Origin of the sequence: Dickeya sp. CFBP 2040, from assembly GCF_012273755.1 — a bacterium.
GTDB lineage: Bacteria > Pseudomonadota > Gammaproteobacteria > Enterobacterales > Enterobacteriaceae > Dickeya > Dickeya poaceiphila.
Genome location: NZ_JAAVXH010000003.1, coordinates 22,453 through 40,735 on the forward strand (window position 1 = coordinate 22,453; position 18,283 = coordinate 40,735).

Annotated in this window: 15 protein-coding genes; 11 read left to right on the plus strand and 4 right to left on the minus strand. The window is 53.3% G+C overall.

Features of this window, described 5'->3' with window-relative positions:
• Window positions 1–10 precede the first annotated feature (10 nt).
• Window positions 11–1,534, minus strand: a complete 1,524-nt coding sequence (gene araG / locus Dpoa2040_RS00110; protein ID WP_168639895.1) for an L-arabinose ABC transporter ATP-binding protein AraG — start codon at window positions 1,532–1,534, stop codon at window positions 11–13.
• A gap of 93 nt (window positions 1,535–1,627) precedes the next feature.
• Complete coding sequence (locus Dpoa2040_RS00115) at window positions 1,628–2,611, minus strand: arabinose ABC transporter substrate-binding protein (RefSeq protein WP_168639887.1); 984 nt, start codon at window positions 2,609–2,611, stop codon at window positions 1,628–1,630.
• 383 nt (window positions 2,612–2,994) lie between these two features.
• Here Dpoa2040_RS00115 and Dpoa2040_RS00120 point away from each other — a divergent pair, with 383 nt between their 5' ends.
• The 10 genes from Dpoa2040_RS00120 (at window position 2,995) to nth (ending at window position 13,193) form a co-directional block, all read left to right on the plus strand.
• Complete coding sequence (locus Dpoa2040_RS00120; protein WP_168639888.1) at window positions 2,995–4,680, plus strand: ribulokinase; 1,686 nt, start codon at window positions 2,995–2,997, stop codon at window positions 4,678–4,680.
• Window positions 4,681–4,734: 54 nt separating this feature from the next.
• Window positions 4,735–6,246 carry an L-arabinose isomerase gene (gene araA / locus Dpoa2040_RS00125; RefSeq protein ID WP_168639889.1) on the plus strand — a complete coding sequence of 504 codons (1,512 nt, stop codon included), beginning with the start codon at window positions 4,735–4,737 and terminating at the stop codon, window positions 6,244–6,246.
• A gap of 349 nt (window positions 6,247–6,595) precedes the next feature.
• Entirely contained in the window at window positions 6,596–6,811 is a 216-nt protein-coding gene (gene ydgT, locus Dpoa2040_RS00130) for a transcription modulator YdgT (protein WP_071604299.1), read from the plus strand.
• Window positions 6,812–7,013: 202 nt separating this feature from the next.
• Window positions 7,014–7,595, plus strand: a complete 582-nt coding sequence (gene rsxA, locus Dpoa2040_RS00135; protein WP_042870511.1) for an electron transport complex subunit RsxA — start codon at window positions 7,014–7,016, stop codon at window positions 7,593–7,595.
• Window positions 7,595–8,185 (plus strand): electron transport complex subunit RsxB, encoded by a 591-nt coding sequence (rsxB, locus tag Dpoa2040_RS00140; protein WP_042870509.1) that lies wholly within the window; start codon window positions 7,595–7,597, stop codon window positions 8,183–8,185. Before rsxA ends, rsxB begins: the two co-directional genes overlap by 1 nt.
• The gene (gene rsxC, locus Dpoa2040_RS00145) at window positions 8,178–10,172 is read left to right on the plus strand and encodes an electron transport complex subunit RsxC (RefSeq protein WP_168639890.1); all 1,995 of its coding nucleotides are present in this window, start codon (window positions 8,178–8,180) and stop codon (window positions 10,170–10,172) included. The genes rsxB and rsxC overlap by 8 nt, the downstream gene beginning before the upstream one ends.
• Window positions 10,173–11,225 carry an electron transport complex subunit RsxD gene (gene rsxD / locus Dpoa2040_RS00150; RefSeq protein WP_168639891.1) on the plus strand — a complete coding sequence of 351 codons (1,053 nt, stop codon included), beginning with the start codon at window positions 10,173–10,175 and terminating at the stop codon, window positions 11,223–11,225.
• A 12-nt stretch (window positions 11,226–11,237) separates the two neighbouring features.
• Window positions 11,238–11,867, plus strand: coding sequence for an electron transport complex subunit RsxG (rsxG, locus tag Dpoa2040_RS00155; RefSeq protein WP_168639896.1), 630 nt, complete (start codon window positions 11,238–11,240; stop codon window positions 11,865–11,867).
• Window positions 11,864–12,556: an electron transport complex subunit E gene (locus Dpoa2040_RS00160; RefSeq protein WP_168639892.1), complete on the plus strand. Its 693-nt coding sequence runs from the start codon at window positions 11,864–11,866 to the stop codon at window positions 12,554–12,556. Before rsxG ends, Dpoa2040_RS00160 begins: the two co-directional genes overlap by 4 nt.
• 1 nt (window position 12,557) lies before the next feature.
• A complete protein-coding gene (nth, locus tag Dpoa2040_RS00165) occupies window positions 12,558–13,193 on the plus strand; it encodes an endonuclease III (protein ID WP_042870501.1) in 636 nt (211 codons plus the stop codon).
• Window positions 13,194–13,286: 93 nt separating this feature from the next.
• Here nth and cysB read toward each other — a convergent pair whose 3' ends face one another.
• Together cysB and topA are read right to left on the minus strand one after the other, a co-directional pair.
• Window positions 13,287–14,261, minus strand: a complete 975-nt coding sequence (gene cysB, locus Dpoa2040_RS00170; protein ID WP_042870500.1) for an HTH-type transcriptional regulator CysB — start codon at window positions 14,259–14,261, stop codon at window positions 13,287–13,289.
• A 335-nt stretch (window positions 14,262–14,596) separates the two neighbouring features.
• Window positions 14,597–17,200: a type I DNA topoisomerase gene (gene topA, locus Dpoa2040_RS00175; protein WP_168639893.1), complete on the minus strand. Its 2,604-nt coding sequence runs from the start codon at window positions 17,198–17,200 to the stop codon at window positions 14,597–14,599.
• 439 nt (window positions 17,201–17,639) lie between these two features.
• Between topA and Dpoa2040_RS00180 the strand changes: the two genes are divergently transcribed.
• Window positions 17,640–17,909 (plus strand): YciN family protein, encoded by a 270-nt coding sequence (locus tag Dpoa2040_RS00180; RefSeq protein WP_168639894.1) that lies wholly within the window; start codon window positions 17,640–17,642, stop codon window positions 17,907–17,909.
• Window positions 17,910–18,283 lie beyond the last annotated feature (374 nt).

An 18,283-nucleotide genomic window follows, 5' to 3' on the forward strand; every position in this document is an offset into this window, starting at 1 on the left:
TCCTTGGCGGTCAGGCAACCGCGGGTTCAGTAGCAGTCGTTTTTAACATCGCCAGACTCAGGACTTGCTGCTCGCTGGCATCATCGTGCAGCAGTTCGCCGGAAATGGCGCCCTCGCGCATCACCACGATGCGGTCCGCCAGCCCCAGCACTTCAGGCAGGTCACTGGAAGCAAACAGCACGGCAATACCCTGACGGGCCAGATCATAAATGACGTGATAAATCTCATGCTTGGCACCGACGTCAATGCCGCGGGTCGGTTCATCCAGCATGATCACTTTCATCTCCTCCGACAGCCAGCGACCGAGAATCGCCTTTTGCTGATTACCGCCGGACAAATTCATGATCAGCTGTGCCGGCGACGGCGTTTTGATATTCAGCGCCTGAATATGGTGATCAGCGTTTTCTTCCTCCCAGGTTTCATTGATGATGAAACCGTTTTTGATATGTTTGCGGCGGGCGCTGATATTGATGTTATCCCGCACCGAGTGCACTGGAATGATGCCGTCGGCTTTACGATCTTCCGGGCACAGCATCAACCCGCTACGAATCGCATCGCCAGGCGTTCTGGCACGTAACGGTTGACCATCCAGACGTACCTCGCCGCCAGTAATAGCAGTAGCGCCGAACAGCGCTTTCATCAGTTCGCTGCGCCCGGCGCCCACCAGCCCGAACAGGCCGACAATTTCGCCGCTGCGCACCGACAACGAGATCGGCGATTTGACCCCAAGCGCTTTCACCTCATGCAGTTCCAGCCGCGGTTCGCCGTGGGGGCGCGGCTGATAGCCGTAAATATCGCCCAGATTGCGCCCCACCATCGCCTGCACCAGTTGTTCATGATCAACCTGCTGCATATCGGTGAAGGTTTTAACGTAGCGCCCGTCTTTGAACACGGTGATGGCATCGCTCAGCGCAAAGATTTCCTCCATACGGTGCGATACATACAGAATCACCCGACCTTCACTACGCAACTCACGGATTACCCGGAATAGTTGTTCGATCTCCCGTGCCGACAACGAACTGGTCGGCTCGTCAAACGCGATAATCTTGGCATTGCGAGCCAGCGCCTTGGCGATTTCCACCATCTGCCACTGCCCAATAGACAGGTATTTCAGCGGGGTGTCCGGGTCAATATCCAATCCAAGGTGTTCCAGTTGTAATCTCGCCTCGTAGCGCAGTAACGATTGGTTTACCAACCCGCCCTTGTGCGGCAACTGCCCCAGATAGATGTTCTCCGCCACCGTCATTTCCGGCACCAGATGCAGTTCCTGATAGATGATCGCCACACCAGCATTCAGCGCGTCCATGGTATTGGCGAAACGCACCGGCTGGCCTTTAATCTGGATCTCTCCCTGCGACGGCGTGTAATTGCCGCTCAAAATCTTCAACAACGTGGATTTTCCCGCGCCGTTTTCCCCCATCAATGCATGGATTTGTCCGGCATGGCAGTCGAAACTGATGTTATCCAGTGCCTTGACGCCGGGAAAAACTTTGCCAATTCCCCGGAAAGATAAATAAGGTGACTGTACGGTCATTTCAGCATCCTCAATGGTCTGCGCCGTCCGGTATGACGGCGCGGCCAGTGTCTTGCCCACCCGGCCCGGTAAGGCATAGGTGGGCAAAGATCATTACATCAGCCCTTTCTTCTGCAGTTCAGTTTTAAAGTTATCGCGGGTAATCAACACCACGTCGGTCACTTCAGTGAATTTCTGCGGTTCGGCCCCTTTCGTCACCCAGTCATGCAACATCTGGATGCTCTTGTAACCATGCACGTCCGGGCTTGGCAACAGCGAGCCGTAGAAACCGGTCGGCTGCGCTTTGGACAGTTCACTCACGGCGTCAACCCCATTGATGCCGATACCGATCACATTGGCAGCCTTGAATCCTTGCCCTTCGGTGGCACGTACGCCACCCAGTACGGTGTTATCGTTCATGCCGATAATCAGCCAGTTTTTCACGTTCGGATGTTGCACCAGCAGTGAGTTGGCGGCATCAAACGCACCAGGGATATCGTTAGATTTGGTCGGTACCTGATAGATCTGTTTTTCCGGGAATCCGGCGGCTTTCAACGCGTCCATTGAACCAGAGGTACGACGGCGCGCGGTATCCAGCTCATTAGCCGTGATCGCCATGACAGCGGTGTCTTGTAGTTTCCAGCCACGTTTCTGCATCTCTTTCCACAATTCCTGGCCCTGACGTTCGCCTATCTTGGTGGCAGCCATCATCACCAGCGGTACGCTGTCCATCGGCTGGCCTTTGGCATTAACGAACTGGTCATCCACCGCAATGACCTTCAGGTTATAACTCCGCGCCTTAGCCACAATGGCCGACCCCAATTTCGGGTCAGGAGTACAGATAACAAATCCTTTGGCACCGCTGGCTGCCAGGCTGTCGATAGCATTGAGGGTTTTTTCGCCATCGGGCACGGCTATCTTGATAACGTCAAATCCCAGGTCTTTACCGGCTTTGTCGGCGAACCGCCATTCAGTCTGAAACCAGGGTTCTTCCGGCTGTTTGACCAGAAAGCCCAGTTTCATATTTTCCGCGATAGCCGATTGTGACATAACCGCAGCCAGGCCAATCGCCGCCAGAACCTTAGTGAATTTATGCATGGTCTTCTCCGCTCATTGTTATCTTTAAACACGCAGGCAACTGGAGGTGCCCTTACGTGTGTAAACGCTCTCAGCAAGATGTTGCATTCTCGAACAATGAAAAAACAAAGGTTTAGTTTGATTCCACCCTCCGTTTTTACTTAGACGCGTAATTTGTAGCGGGTATTTTTGTCACGAAGAGAGAGCGCAATCACATTCAGAAACTACAGCTGATTTGTACATAGATTCAGCAAATTTAACCTGCCATTAACTTATGATCGTCATCACAAAACCTCTGCGCGTGACAGAAAAATACATACTTCCAGCTAACTGTTCCTCACGGCGTCAGAACGGCCTGTCTATCGTAAACAACGTGATCCCTACGATTAACAGGAGCAGCAACAATGAGTGCGGGCGCCATTACTCTCGGTCTTGATTTTGGCAGCGATTCTGTCCGTGCGCTGGCGGTGGATTGCCGCAGCGGACAGGAATTGGAAACAGAAGTGGTCTACTATCCGCGCTGGCGTCAGGGACAATATTGTCACCCTGCCAGCAACCAGTTTCGCCACCATCCGCTGGATTACATCGAATCAATGGAGCTGGCTATCCGTGCCGTGGTGACGCGACTGACGCCAGCCCAGCGCCAGCAGATAACCGGCATCGGCGTCGATTCCACCGGCTCCACTCCAGCGCCTATAGATGAACAAGGCAATGTGCTGGCTCTGCGCCCGGAATTCGCAGATAACCCCAACGCCATGTTTGTGCTGTGGAAAGATCACACCGCTATTGATGAAGCAGAAGCCATCAACCAGTTATGCCGCAGTGGCCAGTTTCCCGATTACACGCGTTACATCGGCGGGGTGTACTCGTCGGAATGGTTCTGGGCCAAAATTCTCCATATCACCCGGCAAGATCCAGCCGTGCGTCAGGCGGCGGTCTCCTGGATAGAACTGTGTGACTGGGTACCCGCTCTGCTCTCCGGCACCACCGCGCCTGGAACCATTCGTCGCGGTCGTTGCAGCGCCGGACACAAATCCCTGTGGCACCCCGACTGGGGTGGTTTGCCGCCCAAAGACTTTTTGCAGGCGCTCGACCCTTGCCTGACGGAAAAACTGCACTACCCGTTATTCACTGATACCTGGACCGCCGACCATCCGGTTGGCACGCTGACGCCGCAATGGGCGCAGCGGTTAGGGTTATCTGAAAACGTTGTGATATCCGGCGGCGCGTTTGATTGTCATATGGGAGCTGTCGGCGCGGGGGCACAACCTTATACGCTGGTTAAGGTGATCGGCACCTCGACCTGCGACATTCTGATTGCGGAAGCTGATCGGGTTGGCGACAAGACGATCGCCGGGATCTGCGGTCAGGTAGACGGCAGCGTGGTACCCGGTTACATCGGGCTGGAAGCCGGACAATCAGCTTTTGGCGACATGTACGCCTGGTTTGGTCGCGTGTTGGGCTGGCCGCTGCAATTGGCCGCCAGCGAACATCCCGAATGGCAGTCGCAACTGGATCAACTGCAAGCCAGCCTGCTGGCGCAACTGACTCAAGCCTGGGCCAACTCCCCATCGCTCGATCACCTGCCGGTGGTGCTCGACTGGTTTAATGGCCGTCGTACGCCATTCGCCAACCAGCGTCTCAAAGGGGTCATTACCGATCTCAATCTTGGCACCGACGCGCCGGCGCTGTTTGGTGGGTTGATTGCCGCTACCGCTTTTGGCGCTCGCGCCATCATGGCCTGCTTCGAATCTCAACAGATCCCGGTAGAAAACGTGCTAGCGCTGGGCGGTATCGCCCGTAAATCCGCCACTATCATGCAAGTCTGTACTGACGTGATGAATCGCCCGATGCAAGTCGTCGCGTCAGATCAATGCTGCGCACTGGGTGCGGCTATCTTCGCCGCGGTGGCCGCCAGAGTTCATCCGGACATTCCGTCCGCTCAGCAGCACATGGCCTGCGGCATTGAGCGCACCTTGATGCCGGACCCGCAACGGGTCGCCCGTTATCAACGGCTTTACGAACGTTATCAGCAGTGGTGTCGGCTGGCGGAACCCGCCTATAGCCCCGATGCCGGGGCCGAGCATTGAGTCTTTGCCGAACATCACTTTTACATCCCTTTGGGAACCCAAACAGGAGTTATTATGGAACAGTTTAAGCCGCTCGAAGTCTGGTTTGTGATTGGCAGTCAGCATCTGTATGGCCCGGAAGCGCTGCGTCAGGTGAAAGAAAACGCCGAAAAAGTGGTGAATGGCCTTAACCGCGACGCCAACCTGCCAGTGCGGCTGGTACTCAAACCGCTGGTCAAAACGCCGGACGAAATTACCGCGTTATGCCGCGACGCTAATTATCAGGATAACTGCATCGGGCTGCTGACCTGGCTGCATACCTTCTCGCCGGCCAAAATGTGGATTGGCGGCCTGAGCATCCTGAATAAACCGCTGTTACAGTTCCATACCCAGTTCAACGCCGATATTCCATGGGACAGCATGGATATGGACTTTATGAACCTGAACCAAACCGCTCATGGTGGCCGCGAGTTCGGTTTTATCGGCGCGCGTATGCGTCAGGCCCATCAGGTTGTCGTCGGCCACTGGCAGGATCGTAACGCCCATCAACGCATCGCTAAATGGATGCGGGTAGCCGCCGCGTTGCAGGAAAGCCGCCAGCTTAAAGTAGCGCGCTTTGGCGACAACATGCGGGAAGTGGCGGTCACCGAAGGGGATAAAGTGGGGGCGCAAATCCAGTTCGGGTACGCCGTTAGTGCCTGGGGGCTGGGCGATCTGGTGGGTGTGGTGGACGATGTCAGTCAGGGCGACGTGGAAGGGCTGATTGAAGAATACGAAGCCACCTACACGCTGAGTGAAGCCGTCAAGCTACATGGTCCGAAACGGCAAAATCTGCTGGATGCCGCTCGCATCGAACTCGGTCTGAAACGGTTTCTCGATCAGGGCAACTTTAAAGCCTTTACCACCAATTTTGAAAACCTCTACGGACTCAAGCAACTACCCGGCGTGGCGGTACAGCGTCTGATGCAGCAAGGGTATGGATTTGGCGCCGAAGGTGACTGGAAAACCGCCGCACTGTTGCGCGTGATGAAGGTCATGGCGCAGGGATTACCCGGCGGCACCTCCTTCATGGAGGATTACACCTACCATTTTGCCCCCGGCAACAATCTGGTACTGGGCGCCCACATGCTGGAAGTGTGCCCCAGCATCGCCAGCGAAGCAACACCGTTGCTGGATGCGCAACACCTTGGGATCGGCGGCAAAGCCGATCCGGTGCGGCTGATCTTCTCCGCACCAGCCGGATCGGCACTGAACGTCAGTATGATTGATCTGGGTGATCGTTTCCGTCTGCTGGTCAATCAGGTCGATGCGGTCGCCCAGCCGCATCCGCTGCCGAAACTGCCGGTCGCCCGTGCGCTCTGGCAAGCACAGCCATCGCTGGAAACGGCAGCTGAAGCCTGGATTTTGGCTGGCGGCGCACACCATACCGTATTCACTCAGTCACTCGACCTCGATTACCTGCGGTTGTACGCCGACCTGCATAACATCGAGTTGACGGTAATTGATCAGCACACCACCCTGCCAGCTTTCAAAGACGGGCTGCGCTGGAACGAGCTGTATTACAAACTGTGCGGCAATCGGGCATAACGCTTACGTCTACCCCACCTCGTTATAAAGCCGACACAATATCGTGTCGGCTTTTTTATGTATTCTCCATCTATTGGGAAATAGCCCGCGTCTGTTACTCAACTTATTCAGGAAGAATTGGGTGAATACGCTCCTGGCTTTTTATTTGCCATATTATTTATCAGTTAAGAAGGTATCCATCAGTGCACGTCGTTAATTAAGCCAGTAATGATGTTCCAACGCCCAAGGCTTGAATATTTTTTATTAACCAGTGTGATTAGCTCTGTATTTTTGAATTCATTACTAGACAGAGGCGTCGGGACGAATATACTGATTTACCTTAAATTCTACTATTGATAAATTTGCAAAAATGAGCGTCTACGAATATTTATTAAAATTCAGAAAAGTTCATACACTGGAAAATCTAGAGAAATTATTTGATCACCTAAATTATTCTCTGACTGACAATAATGAAATTATTAATATGTATCGGGCAGCCGACCATCGTCGCGCAGAATTAGCTTCTGGCGGAAAACTCTTTGACATCGGACACGTGCCGAAATCTGTCTGGCATTTTGTCGTATGACGAAAAACAACGGGAACGCGTGATCCTGCCACGCGTTCTTCCTTTCAGCGCCTTTGCGTCTATCCATTCATATTTCCTTACCTTTTAGCCGCTCTTTATAGCACTCCCACTGGTGCGATTGTGGAATATCCCTACAGAGGGTAAGTTGCCGAATGCCGGACAATACCCGATAATACGCCGGTTTTATTGTGTAGGCACTGTAATGAGCGAATATGTCTTACTGTTTGTTGGCACGATTCTGGTCAACAACTTCGTACTGGTGAAATTCCTGGGTCTGTGCCCGTTTATGGGGGTGTCCAAAAAGCTGGAAGCCGCTATCGGCATGGGGTTTGCCACCACATTTGTGATGACTGTGGGGTCAGTATTCTCCTGGCTGGTCAACACCTACGTGCTGCTGCCGCTAAACCTGCTCTATTTGCGCACACTGGCCTTTATCCTGGTTTTTGCCGTGGTAGTGCAATTCACTGAACTGGCGGTACGTAAAACCAGTCCGGCGCTCTACCGCTTACTGGGTATCTTCCTGCCGCTGATCACCACCAACTGCGCCGTGCTCGGCGTGGCATTGCTGAGTGTGAATCAGTCGCACAACTTTTTGCAATCAACTATCTATGGGTTCAGCGCCGCCGTCGGTTTTTCGCTGGTGCTGGTGTTGTTTGCAGCACTGCGTGAACGCCTCGCTGTGGCCGACGTACCGGCACCGTTCCGGGGATCGTCTATTGCGCTGGTGACGGCCGGTCTGATGTCGCTGGCCTTTATGGGCTTTACCGGTCTGGTGAAACTGTGATGAATACAATCTGGATAGCCATCGCCGCGCTCAGTGCTCTGGCGTTAGTCTCCGGGCTTATCCTGGGTTTTGCTTCCCGTCGTTTCCAGGTGGATGCCGATCCTGTGGTGGAACAACTGGAAGCCATGCTGCCGCAAAGTCAGTGCGGTCAGTGCGGCTATCCCGGTTGTCGGCCTTATGCTGAAGCTATCGCGTTTAACGACGAGCTGATCAACAAATGCGTACCGGGCGGTGAACCGCTGATGCTCAAGCTGGCGGAACGCCTGAATATCGAACCGCAACCGCTTGACGCCGGGGTACCGCAACAGCCGGAACCTCAGGTCGCCTGGATTGATGAGGGCAACTGCATCGGTTGTACTAAATGCATCCAGGCCTGTCCGGTAGATGCCATTGTCGGCACTACCCGTGCCGTCCATACCGTCATTCGTGATCTGTGTACCGGCTGCAACCTGTGTGTAGCCCCCTGCCCGACAGATTGTATTGAATTAAGACCGTTAGCCCCGACGACCGCCAGTTGGAAATGGAATCTTGATGCCATTCCAGTGCGCGTCATCCAGGCGGAAAACCGTGTGATCGAAAATCATGTTTAAGTTGTTCGCCGCCTTCAGAAAAAACAGAATCTGGGATTTTGCCGGTGGAATCCATCCTCCGGAAATGAAAACCCAGTCCAGTCAGGTACCGCTGCGGCAGGTTCCTATGCCTGACTATTTGATTATCCCGCTCAAGCAACATCTCGGCCCGGAGGGCGAGCTGTGTGTTAAGGTCGGTGATACGGTACGGCGTGGGCAGCCGCTGACGCGTGGCGTTGGCCGAATGTTGCCGGTTCACGCACCAACCTCCGGAACCGTGCACGCCATTCGTCAGCACATGAGCAACCACCCTTCCGGTTTGACGGAACTCAGCATCATTATCATTCCTGACGGTCAGGACCGATGGGGTGAGCGCCGCACTCTTGTTGATTATCGTCAGGCAACACCGGCTGAATTGGTTGAACACCTGCATCAGGCCGGCATCGCCGGGCTGGGCGGCGCTGGCTTTCCCACCGCCGCCAAATTGCAGGGCGGCTTGCATGGCATCGACACCCTGATTATCAACGCTGCCGAGTGCGAACCTTACATCACCGCCGACGACCGGCTGATGCAAGAGTGCGCACAGGAAATAGCACAAGGAGTCGATATCCTCGACCATCTGTTGCAGCCGCAACGCATCCTGCTCGGTATAGAAGACAACAAACCGCAAGCCATCGCCGCTCTGCGGGTGGCGCTGGTGGATTACCCACGCATTCAAATGCGGGTCATTCCCACGAAATACCCATCCGGCGGCGCCAAACAGTTAACCCGTATTCTGACCGGCAAAGAGGTGCCCTTCGGCAAACATTCGGCGTCTATCGGCGTATTGATGCAAAATGTCGGCACCGCGTATGCCATCAAACGAGCGGTGATTGATGGAGAACCGTTAACTGAACGTGTAGTCACCCTGACCGGCGATGCATTGCGCCAGCCCGGCAACGTCTGGGCCAGACTGGGCACACCGGTACGTCATCTGTTGCGTCACGCGGGTTATCACGTCACGACTACCCAGCCGATGGTCGTCATGGGCGGGCCGCTGATGGGGTTCACCCTGCCGGCATTGGACGTGCCGATCATCAAGACCAGTAACTGTATTCTGGCTCCCGCCCGTGATGAGATTCAGGCACAAGAAGAGGAGCAAGCCTGCATTCGTTGCGGAAAATGCGCCGATGCTTGTCCAGCCGGGCTGCTGCCACAGCAACTCTACTGGTTCAGCCGTGGGCAGGAACACGAAAAAGCGCGTCAGCATCATCTGTTTGATTGCATCGAATGCGGTGCCTGCGCGTACGTTTGTCCCAGTAATATCCCGCTGGTGCAGTATTACCGTCAGGAAAAAGCCGAGATTCAGGCGCTGGATCTGGAATCCCGTAAAGCAACGGAAGCCAAAGCGCGTTTTGATGCACGTCAGGCCCGCCTGGAACGAGAAAAACAGGCACGCGAGCAACGTCATAAACAGGCAGCCGCCAGCGTAGCCGCCACCGACAAAGACGCGGTAATGGCGGCGCTGGAAAGGGTTCGCAGCAAACAAGTAACCGCAGCTCAACCCGACATCCTGATTCAACCGGGCCAGCAGCCTGATAACAGCGCGGTGATTGCTGCCCGCGAAGCTCGCAAGGCACAAGCACGTGAGCATCAGACAGAAAAATCGCTGAGCACAACAGAAAACGACGTGCCAAACGTTGCTGCGGCGGCAAATATGGCTCACGTTCAAACCAGACAGGCTGAAACACACGATGAGGCGGACCCGCGCAAAGCCGCCGTTGCTGCCGCTATCGCCAGAGTCAACGCTCGCAAGGCCGCGCAGTCCGCCAGCACAGCAGACGTGACGTTGTCACCTGACGAGTCATTATCAATAGCGGCAGAGCCACCGGAGCCGGTGCTCTCAGCCTCATCAGATAATACCACCCAGACCGAAAACATCGACCCGCGCAAAGCCGCCGTTGCGGCGGCTATCGCCAGAGTCAATGCTCGCAAGGCCGCCGCAACGCTGGCGTCGCAAGAGGATTAAATGGCTTTCAGAATCGCACCCTCACCGTTCACCCATAACCGCCAATCCACCCGCGCCATTATGCGTTGGGTTCTGATCGCCTGTGTGCCCGGCATCGCGGCACAAGTCTGGTTTTTCGGGTACGGCAACCTGATTCAACTGGCGCTGGCCAGCGTTACCGCACTCTTTACCGAAGCGATGGTATTGTCATTGCGAAAACGTCCGGTAATGGAAACGCTGCAGGACAGTTCCGCGTTGCTGACGGCACTATTGCTGGCAGTCAGTCTGCCACCATTTACCCCCTGGTGGATGGTGGTATTAGGCACCACCTTCGCCATTATCATCGCCAAGCAACTGTATGGTGGACTGGGGCAAAATCCGTTCAATCCGGCCATGATAGGTTATGTGGTATTGCTGATCTCTTTTCCGGTGCAGATGACCAGTTGGTTACCGCCAGAGGGTCTGCAAGCCTCGCCGGTCGGTTTCCAGGATGCGCTGATGGCCATTTTCACCGGTCATGGAACAGCGGGACAAACTATCCAGCAACTGATTCAGGGCGTTGATGGCGTTAGTCAGGCTACCCCGCTGGATGCATTCAAAACCGGGCTACGCAGCGGCCATCAACCTGATGTGGTGTTGCATCAGCCGTTATTTGCCGGTGTACTGGCCGGACAAGGCTGGCAATGGATTAACCTGGCGTTTCTGGCCGGTGGCCTGTTCATGCTGTTGTTACGCCTGATTCACTGGCAGATTCCGTTCAGTTTTCTGCTCGCATTGTCCTTGTGCGCACTGGTGGGCTGGCATCTTCATCCGGAGGTCAGCGCCCCGCCGCTGCTACATCTGTTTTCCGGCGCAACCATGCTGGGGGCGTTCTTCATCGCCACCGACCCGGTGACAGCCTCCACTACGCCCAAAGGCCGCCTGATCTTCGGTGCCTTGATTGGCATACTGGTATGGACGATTCGTACCTACGGCGGTTATCCCGACGGTGTGGCCTTCGCCGTGCTGTTAGCCAACATTACTGTGCCGTTGATTGATTACTTCACCAAACCTCGCGCTTACGGCCATCGCTAAGGACGGATTATGCTGCTGACCACTATGCGTCGCCACGCCACTACGCTGGCCTTGTTCGCTGCGTTCACCACCGGGCTAACGGCGCTGGTCAATTATCTGACCGAAAAAACCATTTCACAGCAGGTCATCATGCAACAGCGCGCACTGCTGGACCAGGTGCTTCCTGCTGATCGTTATAACAATGATCTGCTCAGCGAATGTTATCTGGTGACCAACCCGGCGCTGGGCTCCACCTCGCCTCATCGCGTGTATATCGCCCGTCGTGATGGCATTCCAGTGGCCGCCGCGTTGGAAAGTATCGCGCCTGACGGCTATTCCGGCGCGATTCATCTGCTGATTGGCGCAGACTTTCATGGTACCGTGCTGGGCACACGCGTCACCGAACATCATGAAACACCGGGTCTCGGCGACAAGATAGACATTCGCGTTTCCGACTGGATCACCCGTTTTACCGGTCAGACAATCACTGACCCGCAGGACAAGCGCTGGGCAGTAAAAAAAGACGGCGGCCAGTTTGACCAATTTACCGGTGCCACCATCACCCCGCGAGCCGTGGTGAATGCAGTGAAACGCAGCGCACTGTTTTTACAAACCTTGCCACCGCAATTGTCCAGCCTGACGCCATGTGGAGACAAATCATGAACCAGACTAAAGAACTGGCCCTGCAGGGATTGTGGAAAAACAACTCTGCACTGGTGCAATTGTTGGGGCTGTGCCCACTGCTGGCCGTCTCATCTACCGCCACCAATGCCATCGGGCTAGGATTGGCTACTACGCTGGTGCTGACATGCACCAATATTGCCGTTTCCGCATTGCGCCGCTGGGTACCGGGCGAGATTCGCATTCCGATTTACGTCATGCTTATCGCCTCCGTGGTCACCATCGTGCAAATGCTAATTAATGCTTACGCGTATGGGTTGTATCAGTCGCTGGGGATTTTCATCCCGCTGATCGTCACCAACTGCATCGTCATTGGGCGCGCAGAAGCGTTTGCATCAAAAAATACCGTCATACTGTCGGCACTGGATGGGCTTTTTATGGGACTGGGCGCAACCAGCGCACTGTTTGTACTGGGCGCAATGCGGGAAATCCTTGGCAACGGCACCCTGTTTGACGGCGCAGACCTGCTGCTGGGCAGTTGGGCGCGAGTGCTGCGGGTCGAAGTCGTACATATGGACTCGCCATTCCTGTTGATGATTCTGCCGCCCGGCGCGTTTATCGGGCTGGGGTTGATGCTGGCCGGCAAATACGTTATTGACGAGAGACGTAAACAGCGGCGCACCCGTACGGTGCGTCCCGCTCCCTTTGGTTCGCATACGCTAGCGGAATAACATGAACAAAGAGAAACGGATTGCCATTCTTAGCCGCCTGCGGGATAGCAACCCGCATCCGACCACCGAGCTGAAATTCAACACCCCGTTTGAATTGCTCATTTCGGTGCTGCTGTCCGCACAGGCGACCGACGTCAGCGTCAACAAAGCAACGGAAAAGCTCTATCAGGTAGCGAATACGCCGCAGGCAATGTTGGATTTAGGCGTTGACGGCGTAAAGTCGTATATCAAAACCATCGGGTTGTTCAATAGCAAGGCGGAGAACATCATCAAAACCTGCCGCATTCTGCTGGAGAAGCATCAGGGCCAGATACCGGAAGATCGCGCTGCGCTGGAAGCACTGCCTGGCGTGGGCCGCAAAACGGCTAATGTGGTACTGAACACCGCGTTTGGCTGGCCCACTATCGCAGTAGATACTCATATCTTTCGCGTTTGCAATCGTACCAACTTTGCACCGGGCAAAACGGTCGAACAGGTAGAAGAAAAACTACTCAAATATGTTCCGGCGGAATTCAAGGTTGACTGCCACCACTGGCTGATTCTTCATGGTCGTTATACCTGCGTTGCTCGTAAACCACGCTGTGGCGCGTGCCTGATAGAAGATTTATGCGAATATAAAGAAAAGGTGGATATCTAACTGATTATCCTTTTATTTATCTGATTTCATGATCACAAGGGCAGGTTCTCACCTGCCCTTGTTGCGTTATGTGGTGATGTGAAAGCCAGTGCCTTATTTCACCGGTAATGTGATGTCTTTAAACATGGCTTCAATTTCTTCATTCGAACGCAAGGAAATGGCCTTATCTACCACGTCGCGTGTCAGGTGCGGCGCAAAACGATGAATAAAGTCATACATGTAACTACGCAAAAACGTGCTACGACGAAAACCGATTTTAGTGGTGCTGTAGCTGAACAGATTATCGGCATTGATAGCGACCAGATCAGGATCGCTGGTCGGCGTTACCGCCATGTTGGCAATAACGCCAACACCCAACCCTAGTCGGACATAGGTTTTAATCACATCAGCATCCGTCGCGGTGAACACAATGCGCGGTGTCAGCCCAGCGCGATTGAAAGCTGTATCCAGCTCAGAGCGGCCAGTAAAACCGAAGGTATACGTGACTATAGGGTACGCAGCCAGTTCCTCGATACTGATTTCGGTTTTCCCCGCCAAAGGGTGATCGGGTTTCACCACCACAGCACGGTTCCAGTGATAACACGGCAGCATGATCAGGTCTTCATACAAATGTAGCGCTTCGGTAGCGATAGCGAAATCCGCCGACCCTTTCGCTACCGCCTCAGCGATTTGCATGGGCGACCCCTGATGCATGTGCAGCGACACTCGCGGATAACGCTCGATAAATCCCTTGATCACCTCAGGCAACGCGTAGCGCGCCTGGGTATGGGTGGTTGCGACATACAACGAACCTTTATCAGGATAAGTATGCTCACCGGCAACCGCCTTGATGGCATCCACCTTGGACAGTACCTCACGAGCGATACGAATGATTTCCTGTCCTGCAGGCGTCACCTGAGTCAAATGCTTTCCGCTGCGAGCAAAAATCTGAATACCCAGTTCATCTTCAAGCATCCGAACCTGTTTACTGATCCCCGGCTGTGAGGTGTACAACCCTTCAGCAGTGGAAGAAACGTTCAGATTGTGATTAACAACTTCAACGATATAACGAAGCTGTTGCAGTTTCATAAGTTATCCCATTCCGTAATATGTCATTCGCGGCGGCATCTGGGCTATTGACGTTATCTGCGTTGACAAGGTGGTGACAGCTCAATGCAACGGTGTAGATTCTCGCCAGGCAAATGCCACTTAATCATAAAAATTTATTTTATATAACCATTTTCTGTATTGGTTAGACAGTACTGGCACTGGAAAATGGGTTTTTATTTCCTTTTTATTATCGGCTGCCTGCGGATGATATTCATGGTTGATGGATCAAAAAAGCCAGCCTGTGCAGGCTGGCTTAACGTAATGTAACCCCTATCGATGGAAAAAAATACGGCTTTAGTCAATTATTGCCTTAATTAACGGGCACTTTCACCCCATTTTCCATCGACATAGAACACCGACCATCCCGTCGCCTTGCCTTCTTTTTCAGAAGCAACATACTGCTGTTTGGTCTTTCGGCTAAACCGCACCAGCGTTTTGTTGCCTTCCGGATCTGTTACCGGCGCATCGGCCAGATAACGCAATTTTTCCGGCAGACGGTCACGAAAACGCACCAGCTCTTCCACCAGTGGCGCACGCGTTTCCCGCGATTTCGGGAACGTATTCGCAGCCAGGAACACACCAGCCGCGCCATCACGCAACACAAAATAAGCATCGGATTTTTCGCACAACAACTCCGGCAGCGACACCGGATCTTCTTTCGGCGGCGCGACTTCACCATTACGCAAAATTTTGCGGGTATTGCTGCAATTTTCACCGGTACAGGCCATATATTTACCGAAGCGCCCCATTTTCAGGTGCATTTCGGAACCGCATTTCTCGCATTCCACCACCGGGCCGTCATAACCTTTAAGCCGGAATTCGCCTTGCTCAATCTCATAGCCATCGCAGGACGGGTTGTTACCACACACATGAAGTTTACGCTGATTATCAATCAGGTAGCTGTCCATTGCGGTACCGCACTTCGCACAACGACGACGAGCGCGCAACGCATTAGCTTCAGCCTCATCCCCCTCCAACACGTTTAGCACTTCGGCTTCCGGAATCAGGTTGATGGTGGTTTTGCAACGCTCTTTAGGCGGCAGCGCATAACCGGAGCAACCGAGGAATACCCCAGTACTGGCGGTACGAATTCCCATTTTGCGGCCACAGGTTGGACAATCAATGCTGGTCAGCACCACCTGGTTCGGCTTCATTCCCCCCTCATCAGGCTCCATCTCGGCAGTTTCCAGCTGTTTACTGAACTCGGCGAAGAACTCATCCAGCACGGCCTTCCATTCGGCCTGACTATTCGCTACCAAATCGAGGCTATTTTCCATACGGGCGGTGAAATCGTAGTTCATCAGCTCGCGGAAGTTCTCTTCCAGCCGATCAGTAACGATTTCACCCATTTTTTCCGCATAGAAACGGCGATTCTCCACCCGCACATAACCACGATCTTGAATGGTGGAGATAATAGCGGCATACGTCGACGGTCGGCCAATACCACGCTTTTCCAACTCCTTAACCAACGACGCTTCACTGTAACGCGCTGGCGGTTTGGTAAAGTGCTGGCTTGGCAACAGTTTTTCCAGCGACAAAGATTGCCCCACGTCTACCGCTGGCAAGGTGCGATCTTCATCGCTCTTACGCAGCGCAGGCATCACTTTGGTCCAGCCATCAAAACGCAGGGTTCGCCCCTTGGCGCGCAATTGATAATCACCGGCACTCACTACCAGTGTGGTGGAGTCGTATTGGGCTGGCATCATCTGACAAGCCACAAACTGTCGCCAAATCAGTTGATACAGTTTTTGCGCATCAGCTTCCATGTCTTTGAGTTGTTCGGCCAATACACTAACGTCAGAAGGTCGAATAGCTTCGTGCGCTTCCTGTGAATTTTCCTTACTGGTGTAGAGATTGGGCGCATCCGGCAGATAACGCTTACCGAACTCACCCTGGATATAACCACGCGCCATCGCCAGCGCATCCTGGCTCAGGTTGGTGGAGTCGGTTCGCATATAGGTGATATGGCCAGCTTCATACAAGCGCTGCGCCATCATCATGGTTTTTTTCACCCCAAAGCCCAGGCGGGTGCTGGCGGCTTGCTGCAACGTAGACGTAATAAACGGAGCGCCCGGCTTGCTGCTGGTGGGTTTGTCTTCGCGTTCCGCCACCACATAGCTGGCTTTTTCCAGCAACGCGACCGCGGCCTGCGACTGTACCTGATTTACTGGCCGGAACGGTTTACCATTGTGATGCGTAACCTGCATTTGCAATGCGATATCCGCGCTCGTCATCAGGTCAGCATGTAATTCCCAATACTCTTGCGGTACAAACGCTTTGATTTCGCGTTCACGCTCCACGACCAGACGCACTGCCACCGACTGCACTCGCCCGGCTGACAAACCGCGGGCAATTTTTTTCCACAGCAGCGGCGACACCATGTACCCCACCACACGATCCATAAAACGGCGCGCCTGCTGGGCATTGACACGGTTGATATTCAGTTCACCTGGATTATCAAACGCCTGACGAATAGCATTTTTAGTAATCTCATTGAACACCACACGACTGAAACGCTTGTCATCGCCACCGATAATTTCCCGCAGGTGCCATGCAATGGCCTCCCCTTCGCGGTCAAGGTCGGTTGCGAGATAGACATGATCGGCGTTCTGCGCCAGCGTTTTCAGTTCCGATACCACTTTTTCCTTGCCAGGCAGGATCTCGTAATGGGCCTGCCAGCCGTGATACGGGTCTACCCCCATACGGTTAACCAGCGCAGTTTTTTCATCTTTCTTAACTGCTTTTTTGGCTTTCTCGCCGTTGGCCTCAACGCCTTTCTTAGTTGTGGAACCTGAACCGCTGGTCGGCAAGTCACGTACATGCCCCACGCTGGATTTCACCACGTAGTCATTGCCAAGATACTTATTAATCGTTTTGGCTTTTGCCGGGGACTCGACGATAACGAGAGCTTTACCCATAATATACTGTTACCTACTGAATTCTTTAAAAAAAGAAAAAACTTTCTCAGTTATTCTCTCTGGCTTTCCAGCCGGCGTAGCCTGAACCATCATGGTTGCGGGAAAATCGTTTTTTTAGCGCTGCGACGGCGCGTCACACGCATTAGCAGCGTCGCAACCCTATGATCATTCAGGATTATTTTTACTGCACCGCTTCAGGCGATCACCGGCTCCGTCCCAGTGCAACACCATCATTCCGCCGGACGGTGCAAAATCCCACACTCTACCTGATAAATAACACCACGCAACCTAATTAGCATGTAAAACGCCTTTTCGCCAATGGACCATCTTGTGTTTATCGGCAGACACACGACTAAAAATCAGTCGGTTTGCGATAATTTATGTTCCGGCGGTACAATAACGCTATCAAAGCAAGGGGTATTTGCAGGAGAGAAATTCCATGTCTGGTTTTACACACATAAATGAAGAAAAAACGCCGATTGGCCGTGAAGCCCTGCTGCAGGAAGCCAATGCGCTGATTCAGCAGCACGAAGACTACTTGCATGGCATGGTGGCTAATGCGGTGGAACAGAAAAATGGCGTGCTGGTATTCCGTGGCGAATACTTTCTCGATAATGATGGTTTGCCAACGCACAAAACCACCGCAGTATTCAACATGTTCAAACACCTGGCGCATGTCTTGTCAGAAAAATACCAGTTAATCGATTAATCCCCCCACAATCCGCCGGGAGACCACCTCCCGGTGCAGGATGCCGCATTTTTTCCGCTCACTCATCGGTGATAACTGCGTGATTTTCGCAGTTATTATCCCTATTCGTTTTTGCCCCTGTTACCCAAACACCCACTTACACATAATATTACTGTGCCTTATTGTTATATCGTGATCCCGAAAGACTTTTCGCCGTACTCTATTGAAAATCAACAGAGTAGTTATATTGGAAGCAGGGAAATAATTAAATTATAAATATTCTAAACTTGATTTAAAAAAATATAATTTTAAAAAAATAATAATAAAAACAAAAAGAAATATTTAACAACAAAATACGTTATTTATTTGCAAATAAGGTGTCGTTATTTATACTT